Here is a 20,600-nt window from a genome sequence, read left to right on the forward strand (position 1 = left end):
AGGCTCATCACAAAGCCGGGCGTGCAAAAGCCGCATTGCGACGCATGGTGGTCCACCATCGCCTGCTGCGCCGGGTGCAGTGTGCCGTCCGGCTGGGCAATGTCCTCGACCGTCCACAACGCCATGCCGTCAATCGAATGGGCCAGCCGGATGCAGCTGTTGATGGCGCGGTAGCGGATGGCGCCGTTGTCGGCTTCGCCCAGCACCACGGTGCAGGCGCCGCAGTCGCCTTCGCCGCAGCCTTCCTTGGTGCCGGTGCAGGCGAGATCCTCGCGCAGCACCTCCAGCAGCGTGCGGTCGGGTGGTACATTGACCAGGCTGACGAGTTCGCCACGCCGGACAAATCGGATCGTCTTCGATTCCATGCGATTCAGTATGGGTCCATTCCAGGAGTGCACCGAGGTTAGAGGGAGACCCTCGGGCCATGCATATGGGCGGTGTTATGGGCGGGATGCAGGCAACGGTATGAGAGACCAGGCGCTTTTCGACAAGATCGACCTCCACTTGATCAGGGTCTTGCATACCGTGTTGACCGAACGCAGTGTCTCCCGCGCCGCCCTCAAGCTGGGCATGTACCAGCCTGCGGTGTCGGCCGCCCTCAAGCGACTGCGGGAGCTGTCGGGGGATCCCCTTCTGGTGCGTTCGGGCGCCGGGATGGTGCCTACGGATGCGGGACTGCGCATGGTCGATCCCAGCGCTAGCATCCTCCGTGCCGCCGAGATGCTGTTCTCCGACGCGCGCGGCTTCGCGCCGCAGACCGCGGCCACCACCTTCCGCGTCGCCGCCGCCGATTACCTCGACCCGCAGTTCCTGCCGCTGCTGATCTCGCAGGTGAAGGCGCAGGCGCCGCACAGCCAGATCGAGATCCTGCCCTTGTCCGCGGCGTCGGACTACCACGCGCAACTGGCGCAGGGCGCCATCGACGTGGTGGTGGGCAACTGGCTCAAGCCGCCCGAGGAACTGCACCAGGCGAAGCTGTTCTCCGACCAGATCGTGTGCCTGGTGGCGCGCGATCATCCGGCGGTCAAGCGCGGTTGGACCGCGCAAAGCTGGCTCGAATGCGAACACATCGCGCCGACGCCGACGCATCCGGGTGCGCGCGGCGTGATCGACGAATACCTCGAAGGCCTGGGCCTGGCGCGCAACATCACCGCCCGCTGCCCGCACTTCGGCCTGCTGCCGCGGACGGTGGCATCGAGCTTGCTGGTGCTGACCACCGGCCGCCAGTTCTGCGAGCGCTATGCAAGCGTGCTGCCGGTGCAGATCCTCGAATGCCCCATCCCCTTTCCCGAACTCGTGTACTACCAGCTGTGGCACGAACGCACGCACCAATCGGCGGCGAGCCGGTGGCTGCGCGATCGGGTGAAGCAGGTGGCTGCTTCGCTGAGGGCGGCATGAGCCACCGGACAAGCATGAAGGATGTCCCGGATGTCATTGCGGGCTTGACCCGCAATCCAGGCGGCGGCGAATCAAGCGCAGCATGGATCCCGGCTCAAGGCCGGGATGACATCCATGCAGGCCATTGGAGACCACGGTGAGCGTCCCACGACTGCAACTCGCGCACATCACCAAGCGCTATCCCGCCGTGGTGGCCAACAGCGACGTCTCCTTGACGGTCCAGCCCGGGGAGACCCATGCGGTGCTGGGCGAGAACGGCGCCGGCAAGTCCACGCTGATGAAGATCATCTACGGCTCCGTCAAACCCGACGAGGGCAGCGTGATGTTCAACGGGCAGCCGGTCCACATCCGCAATCCGCAGGAAGCGCGGGCGCTGGGCATCAGCATGGTGTTCCAGCACTTCAGCCTGTTCGACACGCTCACGGTGGCCGAGAACGTGTGGCTGGGCCTGGACAAGAGCCTCACCCTGAACCAGGTGACGCACAGCATCACGGCGAAGGCGCAGGAGTACGGGCTTGACGTGGACCCCTCGCGGCCCGTGCACACGCTCTCGGTGGGCGAGAGGCAGCGCGTGGAGATCATCCGCGCCCTGCTCACCAGCCCCAAGCTCCTGATCCTCGACGAGCCCACTTCGGTGCTGACACCGCAGGCGGTGGAGAAGCTGTTCGTGGTGCTCAAGCAGCTGGCCAGCGAAGGCTGCAGCATCCTCTACATCAGCCACAAGCTGCACGAGATCCGCGAGCTGTGCACGGCCTGCACGGTGCTGCGCGGGGGCAAGGTGACGGGGGTGGCCGATCCGCGCCGCGAGAGCAATGCCTCGCTCTCGCGCCTGATGATCGGCGCCGAGCCGCCGCAACTCGAACACCACGCACGCACGCCGGGCGAGGTCGTGCTGCGCGTGCACGACCTGGCGCTGGCGCGCGAGGACCAGTTCGGCCACGACCTCGATCACATCTCCTTCGACGTGCGCGCGGGCGAGGTGGTGGGCATCGCCGGCGTTTCGGGCAATGGCCAGCGCGAGCTGTTGTTCGCGCTTTCGGGCGAGGACCGGCGCGCCGCGGCGGACATGATCCAGGTGGCTGGCAAGCCCGCCGGCCGACTCGGTCCCGCGCAGCGGCGCCACCTCGGCCTGCACTTCGTCCCCGAGGAAAGACTGGGCCGAGGCGCCGTGCCATCGCTGGGGCTCGCACACAACCTGCTGCTCACGCGCACCGACTCGGTGGCGCGCAGCGGCTGGATCTCCCCGCGCAAGCTGCGGGCGCAGGCCGCCGACATCATCAAGCGCTTCAACGTGAAAGCGGGTGGGCCCGATGCAGCGGCGCGCTCGCTTTCCGGCGGCAACCTGCAGAAGTTCATCGTCGGCCGCGAGATCGATGCCAATCCGAAGCTGCTGATCGTGTCGCAACCGACCTGGGGCGTGGATGTCGGCGCGGCGGCGCAGATCCGTGGCGAGATCCTCGCGCTGCGCGACGCCGGCTGCGCGGTGCTGGTGGTGTCGGAGGAGCTCGATGAGCTGTTCGAGATCAGCGACCGGCTGCATGTGATCGCCAAGGGGCGGCTGTCGCCGTCGGTGGATCGAGCGCGTGCCACTGTCACGCAGATCGGTGAGTGGATGAGTGGGCTGTGGGTGGTGAAGCCGTTGCGCGAACAAGCGCCGTCGGCCCTCACCCCAACCCTCTCCCAGAGGGAGAGGGAGGAAGGCAAGAATGCTTAAGCTCGAACCAAGACCCGAGGCCTCGCGCTTCTGGGGCATCGCTTCGCCCTTGCTGGCGCTGGTCATCACCGTGGTGCTGGGGGCGATCCTGTTCGTCGTGCTGGGCAAGGACCCGGTCAAGGCGCTGCAGGTGTTCTTCTGGGAGCCGATCAGCTCGGGCTACCGCATCGGCGAATTGCTGGTGAAGGCCACGCCACTCCTGATCATCGCGCTGGGGCTGGCGGTGTGCTTTCGCTCGAACGTGTGGAACATCGGCGCCGAAGGACAGTTCGTGATCGGGGCCGTGGCGGCCGGCGGCGTCGCGCTGCTCGCGGGCAAGGACACGAGCCGCCTGATCGTGATCGCGATCCTGCTGGCGGGTGTGCTCGGTGGCATGGCCTGGGCCGGGCTCACCGCCTTCCTGCGCGACAAGTTCAATGCCAACGAGATCCTCGTGAGCCTGATGCTGGTCTACGTCGGCACGCTGGTCCTGAACTACCTGGTGATCGGTCCCTGGAAGGACCCGCAAGGCTACAACTTCCCGCAGACCAAGACCTTCGAGGCCGTCACGCAGATCCCGAAACTGATCGCCGGCTCGCGCGTGAATATCGGCGTGCTGATCGCACTGGCCGGAGTCGCGGCGCTGTGGGTCTTCCTGTTCCGCACGCGCGCCGGTTTCGCCCAGCAGGTGGGCGGGCTGGCACCGGCGGCCGCGCGCTATGCCGGCTTCTCCTCGCGCAAGGCCTTGTGGACCGCACTGCTGATTTCTGGCGGCGCGGCCGGATTGGCTGGCGCGCTCGAAGTGGCCGGCCCGCTCGGCCAGCTCACGCCTTACGTGCCCGCAGGCTACGGGTTCGCCGCGATCATCGTGGCTTTCGTCGGCCGACTGCATCCGGTCGGCATGGTGTTCTCGGCGATTCTCATGAGCATGTTCTACATCGGCGGCGAACTCGCGCAGTCGCGCCTGGGCCTGCCCAAGTCGCTGACCGGCGTGTTCCAGGGCCTGCTGCTGTTCACGCTGCTGGCGTGCGACACGCTGATGGTCTATCGCCTGCGCTTCCTGCCCGCAGCCGCCCCCGCCAAGGCCTGAAATGGACCAGTACGCACTGCTGTTCGCCTCGATGCTCAATGCCGGCACCGTGCTGGCGATTGCCGCCCTGGGGCTGTTGATCAACGAGAAGTCCGGCATCGTCAATCTCGGGGCCGAGGGCATGATGCTCTGTTCGGCCATTGCCGGTTTTGCCGCCGTGGTGCATACGGGCAGCGACACCATCGGATTCCTGGCGGGCATGGGCGCGGGCGCCTTGCTGGCCGCGGCCTTCGGGGTGCTGGTGATCTGGATGAACACCAACCAGTACGCCACGGGGCTGGCGCTCAGCCTGTTCGGCGCCGGCTTCTCCGCCTTTGCCGGCATCAAGTACGTGCAGGAGAAACTGCCGGAGCGGCCGCACTTCTCGGTGCCGCTGCTGGGAGACATCCCGGTGCTGGGGCCGGCGCTGTTTCGCCAGCATCCGATGGTCTATCTGGCGATCGCGCTGGTGGGCTGGCTGGTGTGGTTTCTCTATCGCTCGCGCGCCGGCCTGGTGCTGCGTTCGGTGGGCGAGTCGCCCGAGTCGGCGCATGCCCTGGGCTATCCGGTGCGGCGCATCCGGCTGCTGGCGGTGATCGCAGGCGGGGCGCTGTGCGGACTGTCGGGCGCGTACATCTCCATCGTCTATACGCCGCTCTGGGTGGAAGGCATGGTGGCGGGCAAGGGCTGGATCGCGCTGGCCCTCACCACCTTCGCCACCTGGCGTCCGGCACGCGTGTTGCTAGGTGCTTACCTGTTCGGCGGCGTCACCATGCTGCAGTTCCACTTGCAGGGCAGGGGCGTGGACATCCCCAGCGAAGTCCTCAACATGCTTCCGTACGTGGCAACCATCGTGGTGCTGGCGCTGATCTCGCGCAACCCGGCCTGGATCCGCGTCAACATGCCGGCCTCGCTGGGTAAGCCGTTTTATCCCGGCACATAATCGCCGTTTACAGAGATCACCTCGGAGAAGGACCCGGAATGACCGACCTGAAGAAACGTACCCTGCTGCAGGCCGCCGCGCTGGCGGCCGCCGTGGCGGGCCTCGCTGCCTGCAGCAAGCAGGAGACACCGGCTCCCGCTCCGGCACCCGCACCGGCTCCCGTCGCCGCCGCCTCGGCGCCCGCGCCTGCGGCCGCGCAGAAACTGAAAGTTGCCTTCGCCTACGTCGGCCCGGTGGGCGACGGCGGCTGGACCTTCGCGCACGACAACGCGCGCAAGGCGGTGCAGCAGGAGTTCGGCGACAAGATCGAGACCAGCTTCGTCGAGAAGGTGCCCGAGGGCGCCGACGCCGAGCGCGTGATGCGCGACATGGTGGCCCAGGGCAACAAGCTGATCTTCGGCACCACCTTCGGCTACATGGAGCCGATGCTCAAGGTCGCGGCCGACAGCAAGGACGTGAAGTTCGAGCATGCCACCGGCTACAAGACGGCCGACAACATGCGCACGTACGACAGCCGCACCTACGAAGGCGCGTACATGGCGGGCGTGATCGCGGGCAGCATGACCAAGACCAACACGATCGGCGTCGTCGGCTCGGTGCCGATCCCCGAAGTGGTGCGCAACATCAACAGCTTCACGCTGGGCGCGCAGTCGGTGAACCCGAAGATCAAGACGCGCGTGGTGTGGGTGGGCGACTGGTTCAATCCGCCCAAGGAAACCGAAGCGGCCACCTCCCTGATCAACGGCGGCGCCGACATCCTGATGCAGAACACCGACTCGTCGGCCGTGCTGCAGACCGCCGAGAAGATGGGCAAGCGCGCCTTCGGCTGGGACAGCGACATGAGCAACTACGGTCCCAAGGCGCACCTGGGTTCCGCGGTGATCAACTGGACTCCGTACTACCGCAAGGCGATCAACGACGCCCTGAACAACACCTGGACCACCGGCCAGAGCTGGTGGGGCGTGAAGGAAGGCGCGATCGACTTCGTCTCGCTCGCCGCGGATGTGCCCGACACCGCCAAGCAGAAACTCGACCAGGTGAAGGCCGGCCTGAAGGACGGCAGCCTGGTGATCTGGAAGGGACCGCTGGTGGACAACACCGGCAAGGAGATCCTGGCCAAGGACGCCGTCGCCGACGACAAGTTCCTGGGCGGCATCAACTTCTTCGTCAAGGGCGTGGAAGGCAAGGTGCCGGGCGCCAGCAAGTAAGCGCGCGCCGTGCATGCAAGGGGCCGCGCGTGCGCGGCCTTTTTTCATGTGCGGCATGGGGGCACGTTGCAGTGGATGTCATTGCGGGCTTGACCCGCAATGACATCCGCAAAGGCAACGCCACCACGCGATGATCTATTTCGGAGTCTGCCGATGAACCCCATTCCCCCCATCGCGCGCGAGCGCTTGCCGGCCTTGCTGGCGGCCATGCCCAAGGCCGAACTGCACATCCACATCGAGGGCTCGCTCGAGCCGGAATTGATCTTCGCGCTGGCGCAGCGCAATGGCGTGGCGCTGCCTTATGCCGGGGTGGAGGAATTGCGGCGCGCCTACGCCTTCAGCAACCTGCAAAGCTTTCTCGACATCTACTACGCGGGCGCCAGCGTGCTGCTGCAGGCGCAGGACTTCTACGACATGGCCTGGGCCTACCTGCAACGCGCGGCGGCCGAGAACGTGCTGCGCGCCGAAATCTTCTTCGACCCGCAGACACATACCGCGCGCGGCGTGGCGATGGAAACCGTCATCTCCGGCCTGCATCGCGCCTGCGTCGACGCGAAGCAGCTCGGCGTCGATGCCGAATTGATCCTGTGCTTCCTGCGCCACCTGAGCGAGGAGGACGCCTTCCGCACGTTCGAGCAGGCGCTGCCGTATCGCGACAAGTTCATCGGCGTGGGGCTCGACTCCAGCGAACTCGGCCACCCGCCCGAGAAGTTCGCGCGCGTCTTTGCACAATGCCGCCGTCATGGCTTGCACCTGGTCGCGCATGCGGGCGAAGAGGGGCCGCCGGCCTATGTGTGGGCCGCGCTCGACGTGCTGAAGGTGGAACGCATCGACCACGGCGTGCAGTCCGCGAAGGATCCGGCGCTGATGAAGCGGCTGGCGCAGGACCGCATCCCGTTGACGGTGTGCCCCTTGTCCAACCTGAAGCTCTGCGTCTTCCCCGACCTGGCCCAGCACAACCTGCGCGAGCTGCTCGATGGCGGCTTGCTGGCGACGGTGAACTCCGACGACCCTGCGTACTTTGGCGGTTACCTGAACGAGAACTTCGTGCAGACCTTTGCGGCGACGGGCCTGGACGCGCAGCATGCGTATCGCCTGGCCCGCAACAGCTTCGAGGGGAGTTTCGCCGACGGGTCGGCAAAGCAAAGCTACGTCGAGCGCGTGGACGCAACGTTCGCCGCGTTTGCCTAGCGCGGCCTGCGGCTTAGCCGCACCCAGCCCGCGCGTCTTGCACACCGATTCGCCTATGCCGGGAACTTACCTGCCCGCCCGCGCCCTACACAGGCATGAGGTTTTATCCGACAAGGCAGTTTCCGATCGCCATCGTCCGCAGCAGCGTCGCCGCTGCCGTGCTGGCACTCTTCTCCGCGCTGGTGCCCACCGCCGAGGCACTGGCCGCGCCGGCACACGCGCACCAGCACGCCGCCGTGAAAAAGTCTCACGCCACGGCGCGGGTCGCGGCCAAGCACCACGTCGCGCCGGGCGCCGCGACGCACCGCCACGCCAGCGCGAAAGCGCAACGCGGCTCCGCCCGCGTTGCCGCTGGCAGGCAGGCCAAGGTGGTGGTCGCCGCCAGGCACACCGCGCCGCCCGCGCCCGAGCCTCTGCAGCTCGTCGACGGCAAGCCCGTCCTGAAGGCCAGCGTTGCCTACGTGGTGGACCAGGACAGCGGCAAGGTCCTGCTGGGCGTGAACGACAGCGAGGTGCGTCCGATCGCATCGCTGACCAAGCTCATGACCGGCATGGTCATCGCCGAGGCGCAGTTGCCGATGGATGAAAGCATCACCATCACTGACGCCGACGTCGACCGGTTGAAGTTCAGCAGTTCGCACCTGCCCGTGGGCACCGTGTTGACGCGCACGCAGGCCCTGCACCTGGCGCTGATGGCCAGCGAGAACCGCGCGGCGCACGCGCTGGCGCGCACCTATCCCGGCGGCGAGAGCGCCTTCGTCAGCGCGATGAACAACGTCGCCCGTCAGCTCGGGATGGCGCAGACGCATTACGTGGAACCCACTGGTCTTTCGAGCGCCAACCATTCCACGGCGCGCGACCTGGCCGTGCTGGCCGACGCCGCCTACGAGCGGCCGCTGCTGCGCCAGTACAGCACCTCGCCGGGCTACCAGCTGGCCTCCGGCAAGGGAACGCTGAAGTACATCAACACCAACCGCCTGGTGCGCGAAGGCCAGTGGACTATCGGCCTGCAGAAGACCGGCTACATCCGCGAAGCCGGCCAATGCATCCTGGTGCAGACCAAGGTGATGGGCCGCAAGGTGATCATGGTGCTGCTCGATTCCGCGAGCACCTTCAGCCGGATCAAGGATGCGCAGCTGGTGAAAAGGTGGTTGAGCGAGCACATGGCCGTGACCGCCAAGGGGCCGGGTGAGGGCTAGGCCAAAGCCACCTGGGCGTGCGGAACGGGTTGCACCGAAATTGCCGTGATCGACGCGATCAGCGGAAAGGTCATTGGGCCGTCTGCGGGCGCCAGATAGCGGGAGCCCCGCTGCTGCCCGCTAAACGGCGGCCGTCTCCGAGATGTTGCTCGTGGTGGGAGCCGCTTCTGCCGCGGCGGCCGCAATCCCACGCGCCCCTACCACCGACTGCAACTGCGTATCCCACTGCCAGGCCGCCGTCTCCGCGTTCGGCACGCAGACGTAGATCTCCCCGGCCGGTCGCGTGGTCACGCGCAGGCCCGCGGAGCGCAGCATGGCTTCGATGCCCGCGTGATTGGGCACCCACCAGTTCGTGGGGTCGCCGGAGAACTTGTGCTCGATGAAGGCCATCTTGGGCCAGCCGGGATCCAGCAGCGGCTCGCGCTCGGTGATCGGGTGATCTGCGGTGTCGGGGTACACCTCCTCGCCGGGCATCGACAGCGTCTGGAAGACCATCATGCGGCGCGTGCGCTGGGCCAGGATGTCCAGCGCCAGCAGCGGATAGCGCAGGTGATAGAACACGCCCATGAACCACACCAGGTCGAACTGCTCGTTGCTGCGCGCCAGGTCGTAGACCTGCTGTTCGCGGAATTCGACGCGGTCCTGCAGGCCGTATTGCCGGGCGGCCCAGCGCGCCTGCTCCAGGTACAGCGGCTCCATGTCGATGGCCACCACCGAGGCGCCGCGGCGCGCGAGCTCGAAGGTGTAGAAGCCCGCGTTGCAGCCGACGTCCAGCACGCGCCAGCCGCTCAGGTCCTGCGGCACGTGCTCGCGGATCTGCTCCCACTTGAAGCTCGGAAAGTCGCCACCGATGAAGTGATCGGGCACCGTCTGCACGCCACCGGGCAGGTGCAGGTTGTGAAACCAGGGGCCGAGCGCGGCTATCTCGTGCTGCAGTTCTGCCGGGTCCTGAATCTTTTCTGCCATGTTCTTGTCTCCCGTGTCGGACATCAGGCGGCCACGCCGCTCGCAAGTGCCAGCGCGTGGCTCTCCACTTCCTCGGCGCGGTGCGCGGCGGTGTGTTCCGCCAGGATGCGATGGCGCGCCCGTTCGGCCATCCGCAGGCGCTCGTCCTCGCCGCAGCGTTCCAGGATGTCCAGCACGTCCGGCGTGCGGTCCACCAGCAGGATTTCCTGGTGCGGCACCAGCAGCGACTCGATGCCGGTCCAACGGTCGCTGATGATGGGCGTGCCGCAGGCCGCGGCCTCGAACAGGCGCACGCTGGGGGACCAGCCGGCGGCGATCATGTCCTTGCGCGTCACGTTCAGCGTGAAGCGCTGGCTGTTGTAGAAGCGGCGATGCTCCGCCGGCGGCAGGTGCGGCTGGTGCACCACGTTGGCGGGCCAGCTGTCCGTCTCCGGATACTGCGGTCCGGCGACGATGAAGCGTCCCTGCGAGTACTGGCGCGCGGGTTCCAGCAGGAAGGCCTTGACGCTCGGCTGGCGGTCGTCGCTGTAGGTCCCCATGTAGCCCAGGTCCCACTGCAGCTCGGTGGGCTCGGGGTAGTACAACTCGGGGTCGAAGGAGCAATACAGGGCGCGCGCGCACGGCGATCCGAATTCGCCCTCCAGCCGCTTGAGCGTCGGGCCGCCGGTGAAGGACAGGTACAAGTCGTAGCCCGGGATCTGGCGCGGGTTCAGGTACTCGAAGTCGCCGCGCGCCATCTTGGCCAGCGTCACCGGCGTGTCGATGTCGTAGAAGGCCTTGATGCCCTCGGCCTCTTGCTGCACCCAGTCGCCCACGCGCACGCCCTCAGGCACGTAGGAGCCCACGATCACGAGATCGGCGCTGCGCACTTCCTCGCCGTACCGCTCGCGCAATTCATCGAAGCTGGCGTACAGGCGGGTGGTGCCATAGGGCGGATCGGCCAGGTCGCGGCTGCAGGCGTACCAGGGCACGTCGCGTTCGAGGAACAGCAGCTCATGCCCGCGCCTGGCCAGTTCGCGCACGAGCCCGCGGTAGGTGGTCGCGTGGCCGTTGCCCCACGACGAGGTGATGGACAGACCCAGGATGACGATCTTCATGCGGCCTCCAGTGCCGACGCCGCCTGGCAGCCTTGCAGCACCGCATCCAGCTGTGCCGCGCGATGGGCATAGGTGTGCTCGGACAGCACGCGCCGCAACGCGGCCTGGCCGATCTCGCGGGCATGGCTGGCAGCGAGCGTGCGCACGTGCCGCGCCACCTCGTCGCCGCTCCTGGCGACCAGCACTTCCCGGCCCGGCTCGAAGAACAGTTCCAGCCCTTCCCAGGCATCGGTGATCAGGCAGGCGGCGGCGCCGGCCGCCTCGAACACGCGCGTGGCCGGCGAGAAGCCGTAACGCGCCATGCTCTCGCGGCTGACGTTCAGCACCGCGCGCGGCGTGCAGTTGAAGGCGTTGTGGTCGGCGGTGTAGACGTGCCCCAGGTAGTGCACGTTGGGCGGCATGTTCTTGTCGCCCCAGCCGCTGCCACCCAGCAGCATCTTGCGATCCGGCAGTTGCGCCGCGGCCCGCAGGAAGAACTCCTCCACGCGCGCCTCGCGATCGGGCAGGCGGTTGCCCAGGAAGCCCAGGTCGCAGTCGAACCGCGGCTCGGGCGGCACCGGGTAGTGCGTGCTCGGATCCAGCGCGTTGTAGATCGGCACGCAGTCGCGCGCGCCGAGACCCAGGTAGGCCTGGCGCACCGGCTCGCCGCCGCCGTAGGTCAGCACGATGTCGTAGCGCGGAATCAGCGGGCGGAAGCCATCGGCCGCATTGCCATGCACGCGGTCCAGCGTGGCCGGCGCGTCGACGTCCCAGAACGCCACCAGCGTGCCCGGCGCTTGCAGGTCCAGCACCGCGCGTTCGAGCAACTCGTCGTACACGCCCACGCCGCTGGCCTTGACGACCAGGTCAGCCCCGCGCGCATGCTGCACGGTGCGCAGCACTTCGTCTTCGGACTGCGCGCAGTAGACGACCACCTTGGCCCAGTCCGGGTCGGCGATGTCGCGGTGCTTCTGCCGGTCGAAGGCATCGGGCTCGTAGAAGGTGACCTGGTGGCCGCGCTCGTGCATCGCGCGCACGATGCCGCGGTAATAGGTGGCCGCCCCGTTCCAGTAGGCAGACACCAGGCTGGACCCGAAAAACGCGATCTTCATTGTTCCTGCACTCCCTTCGTTGTTGGCTGTTCGTGCGCTCAGGCGTCGATGCGGTCTGGCTGCGTCTCGCCCGGCACGAGTTCGGCGTAGATGTCCAGCAGTTCGTCGACGCGGTGCGCGCAGGTGTGGCGCGCGAGGATGGTCTTGCGTCCGTGTTCGGCCAGCGAGCGTGCGAGCTGCGGCTCGTGCAACACGGCACGCAGCTGCTCGCGCATTTGCGCGCCGTCACGCGCAACCAGGAAATCCGAGCCCGGCTCGAACAGGCCTTCGCAGTCGTCCCAGGGCGCCGAGACCAGGGGGATGCCGCACGCCAGCGCTTCGAAGACCCGGATCGTGGGGATGCCGGGCAGGGCCTGCACATAAGGCCGGCGCGGCACGTGCACGGTCACGCCGTAGCGCGCGAAGACGTTCGGCGCCTCGTAATTGGGCAGCCAATTGGCGTACTCGATCCCGGCATCGGCCAGCGCAGCGAGCGCGTGCTGCGGATAACGCACGCCGTGGATGCACGCCTTCAGGTGCAGTGCCTTCACCGGTTCCAGCAGGAACTCGTGCAGCTCCGCGGTGCGCTCGTCGTCGCCCCAGTTGCCGATCCAGACCAGGTCGGCCGCGCGCTCCGCGGCCGGCACGGGATGGAACACGCGGTGGTCGGCCGCCTCGTGCCAGGTCCAGGCGCGCTCGCACCAGCCGCGGGCGCGATAGAGGTCGCGGATGGCACTGCCGAAGGCCAGCACGCCGTCGTAATGGCGCAGGTCGTAGGCCGCCATGCTCTCGGGCGCGGTCACGGCGCGGTGGTGCGTGTCGTGGAACAGCAGCTTGTAGTGGCCGTTGGCGCGGCGGTGCTCGCCGATGCGCTGCACCAGCGCATGCTCGCTCCATTCGTGCACCAGCACGAGGTCGGCGTCGGCCAGCGCCGCGTCGAGGCCCAGAGTGGCCGCGTGGTATTGCGTGCTGCGCAAGGTCGGATAGGCGCGGGCGAAGCCTTGGAGCGGCGCGCGGCCATGTTCGGCAAGGAGATTGGTGACGCTCCAGGCATCAACCGGCTCGTACACCTGCACGTCGTGGCCGCGCGCGATCAGGTCCGTGCAGACGCCGCGCAGGAAATGCGCGTTGCCGTGGTTCCAGTCCGAGACCAGCGAATGGCAGAAGATGACTACGCGCAAGCGAATTCCTCCGGGGTGCTGTTGGCAAAGCGCGGTGCGAGGCGCGCGTACGCGGCGAGATAGCTGTCGGCCATGCGGGCCGGCGTGAAATGGCGGGCGCGAGCCAGCGCGGCCTGCGCCAGGCGCTCGCGCTCGGCGGGCTGGGCGATCAGGCGCTGCAGCGTCGCCCGCAAGGCTTCGTGGTCGTCAGGGGCCACGTAAGTCGCGGCCGTGCCCCAGGTCTCGCGCAGGCTGGCGATGTCGCCCAGCACCAGCGCGCAGCCGCTCAGGGCCGCTTCCAGCACCGACAAGCCGAAAGGCTCGTAGCGGGCAGGCAGTGCGTAGATCGAGGCAACGGCGAACTGGCCGGCAAGTTCATCGCGCGCGAGCTGGCCCAGGCACTGCACGCCTTGCGGCAACACTGCGCCGCCATCGGGGTGCTGCGCCGCGCCGGCGATGCGCACCGGCCAGGGCAGATCGGGTGCGACGGCTTCCAGGGCAGCGAGGTTCTTGGCCGCGTCCCAGAAGCGGCCGGCAGCCAGCACGACGTGCTGTTTGCGCGTGGGTGCGAAGGCCGCAGCGCTCGCGCCGTTGGGGAGCACCAGGCCCGCTTCGCGCAGGCCGTAGTGGTCGGCGAGCGTGGCGAGCATGGCGTGCGTAGGTGCCGCGACCAGGCCGGCGCCTTGCAGGCCCGCCTGCACCGTGTCGCGATAGCGGTCCCACTCCCGCGGAGCGTCTTCGCCATGCACAGCGCGCCACCACGACAGCACGCACGAATGCGCGACCACCAGCGTGGGTGCGGCAAAGGGCAGCGCGCCGAAGGCGAACTGGTTCAGGTGCACCACGTCCGGCTGGAATTCGCGCTCCAGGTGCAGCAGCCATTCGCCCGCGGCCTGCACGTGCTGCCAGCAGTCCTGCATCCACTCCAGCCGGTAGCCGCCATCGAAGACGGTGACGCCGCTCAGGTGCGCAATTTGCGCGCGCTGTGCGGCCGACAGCGGCCCCCCCATCGTGGCGAGCGCGATCTGCACGCCACGCGCAGCGAGTTCACGCGCCAGTTCGACGGCATAGGTCCAGACTCCGCCGACGGTGTCCGCGGTCAGCAGGACCCGCGGCGCACGGTCACCGCCCATAGATGCGATCCAGGACCGAGGCGACCTGCACGATGGTCTCGATCTGCCTGTCGTAGCGGGCACCGCCGGCCAGGCGCCTGGCCCAGTCGACGATCGCGCGGCCGCCCCAGGCGTCCGGCGGATCGGCCAGGGGCGTGCGCTGGGTGCCGTTGAAGCGCGCGGCCGCGAAGTCGTAGAACGAGCCGTCGACGTTGCTCATCGCGGCGCCGGCCTTGCTGCCGTGGAAGTGCGCCTCGATGATCGCGTCGCGCCCGGTGGAGCAGTTCCACGAGCAGGCGATGCGCACCACGGCGCCGCCGGCGAGTTCCAGTTGCGCCACGGCGTAGTCTTCGACCGCGTTGGCGTTCGGCGCCAGCAGCTGGCCCTGCGCGTAGAGGCGGCTCGTGACGCGCTCCACCTGCGGAAAGCCCAGCGTCCACAGCGCCAGGTCGACCAGGTGGATGCCCAGGTCGATGGCGCAACCGCCGCCGGCGAGCGCGGGGTCTTTCGCCCAGGACTTGTCCGGGCCATACGCGTTGTGGAAGACGAGGTCGGCGGCGTAGACCTGGCCCAGCTCGCCCTCCACCACCGCATTGCGGATGCGCCGCATGGCGTCGGTGTAGCGATAGGACAGGTCGCATCCGAGCAGCAGGTCCGCCTTGCGCGCTGCTTCGACGATGGCCGCGTTCTCGGCGGCGGTGCGGGCCAGCGGCTTCTGGCAGAACACTGGCAGCCCGCGCTGCAACGCGGCGAGCGCCTGCTGCGCATGCAGGGCGCTGGGCGTGGCGATCACGATGCCATCGAGATCGTGCTGCAACAGTTCGTCCAGCGTGCCGGCCACGGCCGCTTGCGGCACCAGCGGCTGCACGCGTTCGCGCACTTCGGGCGAAGGATCGGCGATGGCCGCGACGGTGCAAGCTTTTTCAGCGAGCAGCGCCTGCATGCGGTGCTGCCCGATCCAGCCCAGGCCCAGAAAGCCGAGGCGGGGAAGGTCGTTGTTGTTCTGCGTGGCGGTCATGTCGTGACGAGGGCCTTCATGAATCCATCGGGGCGGGTGCGCGTGAGTTCCAGTGCCTCGCCCAGCCGGTCGAGCGGCAGCCGGTGCGTGTAGAGCGGCGTCGGGTCCATGATCCCCTGCGTCATCCAGTCGACCGCGCGCTTCATGCCATCGACATAGGCCTGGGGGTCGCGCTCGTGCGCGTTGATCACGTCGATGCCGCGCCAGTTCCACAGTTGCAGGTTCACCTGGCGCAGGCCGTCCTGGTGGTAGCCGGCAATCACGAGCCGACCGCGCTCCGCCGTCATCTCGCCGGCGAGGTCCAGCGGCCATTGGAGGCCGGCGCACTCGATCACGCGTTCGCACCACTTGCCGTCGGTGAGGGCTTTCACCTTCTCGAGGATCTTCCAGTGGTCGTCCAGCAGCAGCGTGTGGTCGGCACCCGCCTGCTGCGCGAACTCCAGCGAAAAGGGACGGCGCGACAGCGCGATCACCCGCGCGCCCGCATGCTTGGCCAGTTGCGTGAGCAGGGCGCCCAGGAAGCCGATGCCGACGATGGCCACCGTCTGGCCCGCCTTGATGTCGGCGCGCTGGAAGATGTTGGTCGCGCAACCCAGCGGCTCGCCCAGCACCGCGGTATCGGCAAGCCTATCCGGCAGCTTGAGCACGGCTTTCGCCTCGGCGATGTCGTACTCGGCATGCGCGCGGTAGCTCAGCGCCGCGATGCGGTCGCCTTCCTTCAGGCCCGTGACGCCTTGGCCAAGGGCCGCGACGCGCCCCCATCCTTCGTGCCCCGGCGCGCCGGGGGGCTGCGGATAGGTGAACCACTCGCGGCCTTCCCACAGCGGCAGGCTCGAGGCGCACACGCCCGAGCCCTCCATGCGCACCAGGATCTGCCCCGGCCCGGGCTCGGGCGGTTCAATGCTCCGGAAAGAGGCCTGTTGCGGCCCCGAAATCACTGCTGCCTGCATCTGTCCCACCGTCATCGTCAAACTGCTCCTGCTACCTGTCTTTCGCCGGCGCCTGCCGGCGCGTTGCCGCGTTTTTCCTGCCGTTGGGCCAGCCACTCGAACAGGCGGGCAATCCCTTCGTCGGCACTCACCTTCGCCTGCCACCCGGTTTCCCGCGTGAAGGCCTGCGTGTCGGACACGTAGTAGCGCTGGTCGCCGGTGCGCCAGGCATCGAAGGAGACGGGCGGGCGCTTGCCGTGCAACTGCTCGATGCGATCGAGCAGGTCCTGCAGGCTGATCGCGTTGCCGGCGCCGCCGCCCATGTTGAAGGCGCGCCCCTTCAGGCGCGCGGCGTTCTGTTCCGCCAGCAGGAAGGCGTTGACCAGGTCATCGACGAACAGCACGTCGCGCACCTGCATGCCGTCGCCGTACAGCGTGATGCGCTCGCCGCGCAGGGCGCGCAGGATGAAGTGCGCCACCCAGCCCTGGTCCTCGGTGCCGAACTGGCGCGGGCCGTAGATGCAGCTCATGCGGAACACCAGCGTGGTCATGCCGTAGCTGCGGGCATAGTCGATCACGTACTGGTCCGCTGTACCCTTGGAGCAACCGTAGGGGCTGTGGAAGTCGAGCGACCGCGCCTCGTCGATGCCGCGCGCGGCCACCTCGCCAGCGACCGGCAGGTAGCGCTGGCCTTGCACCGACAGATCGAGATCTTCGAGGCCGCCGTAGACCTTGTTGGTCGACGTCATCAGGATCGCGGGCGGCACCGGCCGCGAACGCGCCGCTTCCAGCACGTTCAGCGTGCCCAGGGCGTTGATCGCGAAGTCTTCCTGCGGGTTCTCGAGGCTGGTGGTCACCGCGACCTGGGCCGCGAAATGGAACACCTGTTGCACGCCGCTGACCGCCTCGTTGACGGCCGCGGCATCGCGGATGTCGGCGCGCACGAAGTCGAGCAGGCTGCCGTGCTGCTGCCGCAGCCACTGCAGGTTCTGCTCCACGCCCGGGCGCGACAGGTTGTCCAGCACACGCACCTTGCGGCCCATGGTGAGCAGCCGATGCGCGAGGTTGGAGCCGATGAAGCCGGCGCCGCCGGTGATGAGGGTGGTGTGCTCCGTCATACGGTCAGCCCGCGCGCGCTGAGTTCGGCGCTGGCCTGGGCCACGCGGTCGACGGCCGCCTGGCTGGCCAGCCACGACGAGAGTTCGACGAGCCCGTCCTCCAGCCGCACCTGGGGTGTGTAGCCGAGGATGCGCTGTGCCTTGCTGATGTCGGCATAGCAGTGGCGGATGTCGCCCACGCGGTACTTGCCGATGATGTCCGGCTGGATGTTTTCCTTGCCGACCGCCTTGGCGAGCTTGGCCGCAATGTCGCGCACGGTGCGCGGCTGGCCGCTGCCGATGTTGAAGGTCTCGCCGGCCGCCTCCGGCGTCTCCAGCGCTTGCCGGCAGGCGCGCGCGATGTCGTAGACGCTGACGAAGTCGCGCTGCTGCAAGCCGTCTTCGAAGATGGCCGGCGGGTTGTTGTTCAGGAAGCGCGAGGCGAAGATCGCCAGCACGCCGGTGTAGGGATTCGACAGAGCCTGCCGCGGACCGTAGGCGTTGAAGAAGCGCAGCGCCACCGTCGGGATGTTGTAGGCCCGGCCGATCATGAGGCACAGGCGCTCCTGGTCGTACTTCGAAAGCGCGTACACGGAGGCCAGCGCCGGCTGTTTGGTCTCGGGCGTGGGCATGGGCCGCAGCGCGCTGCCGTCTTCGCCGGTGAATTCCCATTGCCCGGCCTTCAACTGCTCCAGCGTGCGTTCGCCCACCACGCGCGGGCCGCCCGAGGCGCCCTGGTACAGGCCTTCGCCATAGAGACTCATGCTCGAGGCCACCACCAGCCGCTCGACCGGATTCTTGACCAGGCCTTCCAGCAGGACGGCCGTGCCCAGGTTGTTCACGCGCGTGTAGTGTGCGATTTCGTACATGCTTTGCCCGACGCCGACGGCGGAGGCAAAGTGGTACACGGCGTCGACGCCCTGCAGGGCCTGTGCGACCTTGGCCGGATCGTTGACGTCGCCAATGATCAGCTCGACATGCCTTGCCAGGTACTCCGGCCGCCGGCGACTTTCGCCGTGCACCTGCGGGTCGAGTAGGTCGAGCACCCGCACCTCGTAGCCATGTGCCAGCAGCTCGTCGGCCAGATGCGAACCGATGAAACCGGCACCTCCCGTGATCAACACCTTGTGCATGGATCGGCCTTCATGTTGTTGTTGATCCGTGATGTTAGGACCATGGCTCAACCGATGGGGCCCATTTCAACGAAATTTTGAAAACGAGCCACGGATGAGTGCGCGATCTGTACCATGCCCCGTCACCCGTCGCTGAGCCAATCGTCACGCGACAGCGAGATAAGGAAGAATCAAAAGGGAGAACAACATGAGCAAGATCCGTGTGGCCATCATCGGCGTAGGCAACTGCGCGTCCTCCCTGGTGCAGGGCGTCCATTTCTATCGCGACGCAGCGCCCGACGACTTCGTCCCCGGACTGATGCACGTCGAACTGGGCGGCTATCACCCGCGCGACATCGAATTCACGGCCGCGTTCGACGTGAGCGCGCACAAGGTCGGGCTCGACCTCGGGGAGGCGATCTTTGCCGAGCCCAACAACACGCTGCGCTTTTGCGAGGTGCCCAAGCTGGGCGTCGAAGTTTCACGGGGCATGACGCACGATGGTCTCGGCACCTACCTGAAGGACATCGTGCCCAAGTCGGACCGCAGCACGGACGACATCGTCGGCATCCTCAAGGCAACGAAGACCGATGTCGTCGTGTCTTATCTGCCGGTCGGCTCGGAGATGGCGACCAAGTGGTATGTCGAGCAGATCCTCGAAGCGGGCTGTGCCTTCGTCAATTGCATCCCCGTCTTCATTGCCTCGCAGCCGTACTGGAACAAGCGCTTTGCCCAGCGGCGGCTGCCCATCATCGGCGACGACATCAAGTCGCAGGTGGGCGCCACCATCGTGCACCGCATGCTGACCGACCTGTTCCGCAAGCGCGGCGTGAAGGTCGACCGCACCTATCAGCTCAACGTGGGCGGCAATACCGATTTCCTCAACATGCTCGAGCGCGAACGGCTCGCCTCCAAGAAGATCAGCAAGACGCAGGCGGTAACCAGCCAGCTCGGCCATCCCATGCGCGAGCGGGACGTGCACGTCGGCCCGAGCGACTACGTGCCGTGGCTGACCGACCGCAAGTTCGCCTTCATCCGCATGGAAGGCACCGCGTTCGGCAATGTGCCGCTCAGCTGCGAACTGAAGCTGGAGGTGTGGGACTCCCCCAATTCCGCCGGCGTCGTGATCGATGCGGTCCGCTGCGCCAAGATCGCACTCGACCGTGGCATTGGCGGTGCGCTCAATGGCCCGTCCGGCTATTACATGAAGTCGCCGCCCTTGCAGTTCACGGACGACGAGGCTCGCGAACTGGTCGAAGCCTTCATCCGCGGCGACGAGGAGATCGCGATCCAGCCGCGCAACGGAGCGGCCGCTGGCGGCGGCAAGGCGCCCAAGGTCGGCACGGTGCAACAGAAGAACGTCTGAAGAAGCAGCCAACGAGAACCATGATCGAAGCCGTCAAGTTCTGGAACGAACCGAACAACAAGTCGCATTGGGACCCTGAGCTGGATCCGGGCTGGACCCGCTACGCGGAGATGGTCAAGCTCGCGTCGGCCGCCGTGCGCGCCGAGTCGCCCAAGCTCACCAAGGTGCTGGGCGGCATCTCGCCGATCGATCCGGCGTTCATCGAAACGCTGGCGCGCCAGGGCGTGCTGGACAGCGTCGACGCGGTGGCCGTGCATGGCTTTCCGCTGGACTGGAACCATTGGCAGATCAACCAGTGGCCCGAGCGCATCGCCGAGATCGAGGCCGTCACGCACCTGCCCGTGTGGGTGACCGAGGTGGGCGTCTCCACCTTCGGCGCCGAGGAGGTGCAGGAATTCGGCCTGAAGCGCACGGCCGAACTGCTGTCGGGCCGGGTGCCGCGCATCCACTGGTATTCGCTGTACGACCTGCCCAGGGCCTGGCCCGCGACCACGCGCCACCGCGAGGCCGAAGGCTCCAGCTACTACCGTCATTTCCACATGGGCCTGCTGCAGGAAGACGGCACGCCCAAGCTGGCGGCCAGGCACTTTGCCGAGTACACGCCCGAGTTCGGCATCTGCCAGTGGTTCCACTACGAGGACCATCGGCTCGAAGATGCGGTGCGCTGGCTGAAGAAGCTGGGCGTCAAGCGCCTGCGCACCGGCCTGAGCTGGGCCGACAGCTTCCGTCCCGATGCCGACGCCTGGTTCGACCGGCAGATGGCGGCGCTGGACGATTTCGACGTCACCGTCACCTTCTGCTTCACGCCGGAGCACCGCGGGCTGCAGCCGCACCACACCAGCGCGCCGCAGGTGCCGCAGGAGTTCGCGGAGTTCTGTGGCCGCATGGTGCGCCGCTACGCCGGCCACGCCGCCACACCGGTGCAGCAGGAGAGGCCGCTGGCCGCGGTGGCGTGATGCGCTTGGTGGGCGC

General features: G+C 67.6%; 19 protein-coding genes. 9 read left to right on the forward strand and 10 right to left on the reverse strand.

The window, feature by feature from the left end; all coding sequences use genetic code 11:
* Positions 1 to 365: 2Fe-2S iron-sulfur cluster-binding protein (locus JWP60_RS05060; protein WP_299787221.1), on the reverse strand; the 365-nt coding region annotated here is incomplete at its 3' end.
* Positions 366 to 465: 100 nt separating this feature from the next.
* Between JWP60_RS05060 and JWP60_RS05065 the strand changes: the two genes are divergently transcribed.
* From JWP60_RS05065 to JWP60_RS05095, 7 genes are all read left to right on the forward strand, one after another.
* Positions 466 to 1,398 carry a LysR family transcriptional regulator gene (locus JWP60_RS05065; protein WP_299787224.1) on the forward strand — a complete coding sequence of 311 codons (933 nt, stop codon included), beginning with the start codon at positions 466 to 468 and terminating at the stop codon, positions 1,396 to 1,398.
* 136 nt (positions 1,399 to 1,534) lie between these two features.
* Positions 1,535 to 3,112, forward strand: a complete 1,578-nt coding sequence (locus JWP60_RS05070; protein WP_299787227.1) for an ABC transporter ATP-binding protein — start codon at positions 1,535 to 1,537, stop codon at positions 3,110 to 3,112.
* Entirely contained in the window at positions 3,105 to 4,181 is a 1,077-nt protein-coding gene (locus JWP60_RS05075) for an ABC transporter permease (protein ID WP_299787230.1), read from the forward strand. The genes JWP60_RS05070 and JWP60_RS05075 overlap by 8 nt, the downstream gene beginning before the upstream one ends.
* Before the next feature lies 1 nt (position 4,182).
* On the forward strand, positions 4,183 to 5,103 hold the full coding sequence (locus JWP60_RS05080; protein ID WP_299787233.1) for an ABC transporter permease: 921 nt from the start codon (positions 4,183 to 4,185) through the stop codon (positions 5,101 to 5,103).
* Between the two features lie 38 nt (positions 5,104 to 5,141).
* Positions 5,142 to 6,311, forward strand: coding sequence for a BMP family ABC transporter substrate-binding protein (locus JWP60_RS05085; protein WP_299787236.1), 1,170 nt, complete (start codon positions 5,142 to 5,144; stop codon positions 6,309 to 6,311).
* Positions 6,312 to 6,464: 153 nt separating this feature from the next.
* Positions 6,465 to 7,502 carry an adenosine deaminase gene (locus JWP60_RS05090; RefSeq protein ID WP_299787239.1) on the forward strand — a complete coding sequence of 346 codons (1,038 nt, stop codon included), beginning with the start codon at positions 6,465 to 6,467 and terminating at the stop codon, positions 7,500 to 7,502.
* A 95-nt stretch (positions 7,503 to 7,597) separates the two neighbouring features.
* A complete protein-coding gene (locus tag JWP60_RS05095; RefSeq protein WP_299787242.1) occupies positions 7,598 to 8,701 on the forward strand; it encodes a serine hydrolase in 1,104 nt (367 codons plus the stop codon).
* Between the two features lie 120 nt (positions 8,702 to 8,821).
* Here the strand turns inward: JWP60_RS05095 and JWP60_RS05100 are convergent, their stop codons facing one another.
* From JWP60_RS05100 to JWP60_RS05140, 9 genes are read right to left on the reverse strand one after another with little or no spacing between them, the layout of a single operon-like run.
* On the reverse strand, positions 8,822 to 9,667 hold the full coding sequence (locus JWP60_RS05100; protein ID WP_299787245.1) for a TIGR04290 family methyltransferase: 846 nt from the start codon (positions 9,665 to 9,667) through the stop codon (positions 8,822 to 8,824).
* 23 nt (positions 9,668 to 9,690) lie between these two features.
* The gene (locus JWP60_RS05105) at positions 9,691 to 10,764 is read right to left on the reverse strand and encodes a glycosyltransferase (protein WP_299787249.1); all 1,074 of its coding nucleotides are present in this window, start codon (positions 10,762 to 10,764) and stop codon (positions 9,691 to 9,693) included.
* Entirely contained in the window at positions 10,761 to 11,855 is a 1,095-nt protein-coding gene (locus tag JWP60_RS05110; RefSeq protein WP_299787252.1) for a glycosyltransferase, read from the reverse strand. The genes JWP60_RS05105 and JWP60_RS05110 overlap by 4 nt, the downstream gene beginning before the upstream one ends.
* 38 nt (positions 11,856 to 11,893) lie before the next feature.
* The gene (locus JWP60_RS05115; RefSeq protein WP_299787255.1) at positions 11,894 to 13,015 is read right to left on the reverse strand and encodes a glycosyltransferase; all 1,122 of its coding nucleotides are present in this window, start codon (positions 13,013 to 13,015) and stop codon (positions 11,894 to 11,896) included.
* A complete protein-coding gene (locus tag JWP60_RS05120) occupies positions 13,006 to 14,127 on the reverse strand; it encodes a glycosyltransferase family 4 protein (RefSeq protein WP_299787258.1) in 1,122 nt (373 codons plus the stop codon). Before JWP60_RS05120 ends, JWP60_RS05115 begins: the two co-directional genes overlap by 10 nt.
* Complete coding sequence (locus JWP60_RS05125; protein ID WP_299787261.1) at positions 14,117 to 15,124, reverse strand: Gfo/Idh/MocA family oxidoreductase; 1,008 nt, start codon at positions 15,122 to 15,124, stop codon at positions 14,117 to 14,119. The genes JWP60_RS05120 and JWP60_RS05125 overlap by 11 nt, the downstream gene beginning before the upstream one ends.
* Positions 15,121 to 16,089, reverse strand: a complete 969-nt coding sequence (locus tag JWP60_RS05130) for a zinc-binding dehydrogenase (protein WP_299787263.1) — start codon at positions 16,087 to 16,089, stop codon at positions 15,121 to 15,123. Before JWP60_RS05130 ends, JWP60_RS05125 begins: the two co-directional genes overlap by 4 nt.
* A 2-nt stretch (positions 16,090 to 16,091) precedes the next feature.
* A complete protein-coding gene (locus JWP60_RS05135; protein ID WP_299787266.1) occupies positions 16,092 to 17,171 on the reverse strand; it encodes an SDR family NAD(P)-dependent oxidoreductase in 1,080 nt (359 codons plus the stop codon).
* Positions 17,168 to 18,283 carry an NAD-dependent epimerase/dehydratase family protein gene (locus tag JWP60_RS05140; RefSeq protein WP_299787269.1) on the reverse strand — a complete coding sequence of 372 codons (1,116 nt, stop codon included), beginning with the start codon at positions 18,281 to 18,283 and terminating at the stop codon, positions 17,168 to 17,170. The genes JWP60_RS05135 and JWP60_RS05140 overlap by 4 nt, the downstream gene beginning before the upstream one ends.
* Positions 18,284 to 18,470: 187 nt before the next feature.
* Between JWP60_RS05140 and JWP60_RS05145 the strand changes: the two genes are divergently transcribed.
* Together JWP60_RS05145 and JWP60_RS05150 are read left to right on the forward strand one after the other, a co-directional pair.
* A complete protein-coding gene (locus JWP60_RS05145; protein WP_299787272.1) occupies positions 18,471 to 19,628 on the forward strand; it encodes an inositol-3-phosphate synthase in 1,158 nt (385 codons plus the stop codon).
* A gap of 20 nt (positions 19,629 to 19,648) precedes the next feature.
* Positions 19,649 to 20,584: a glycosyl hydrolase gene (locus JWP60_RS05150; RefSeq protein ID WP_299787275.1), complete on the forward strand. Its 936-nt coding sequence runs from the start codon at positions 19,649 to 19,651 to the stop codon at positions 20,582 to 20,584.
* The last annotated feature ends 16 nt before the right edge of the window (positions 20,585 to 20,600 follow it).

This window comes from Ramlibacter sp. (assembly GCF_028291745.1).
GTDB lineage: Bacteria > Pseudomonadota > Gammaproteobacteria > Burkholderiales > Burkholderiaceae_C > Ramlibacter.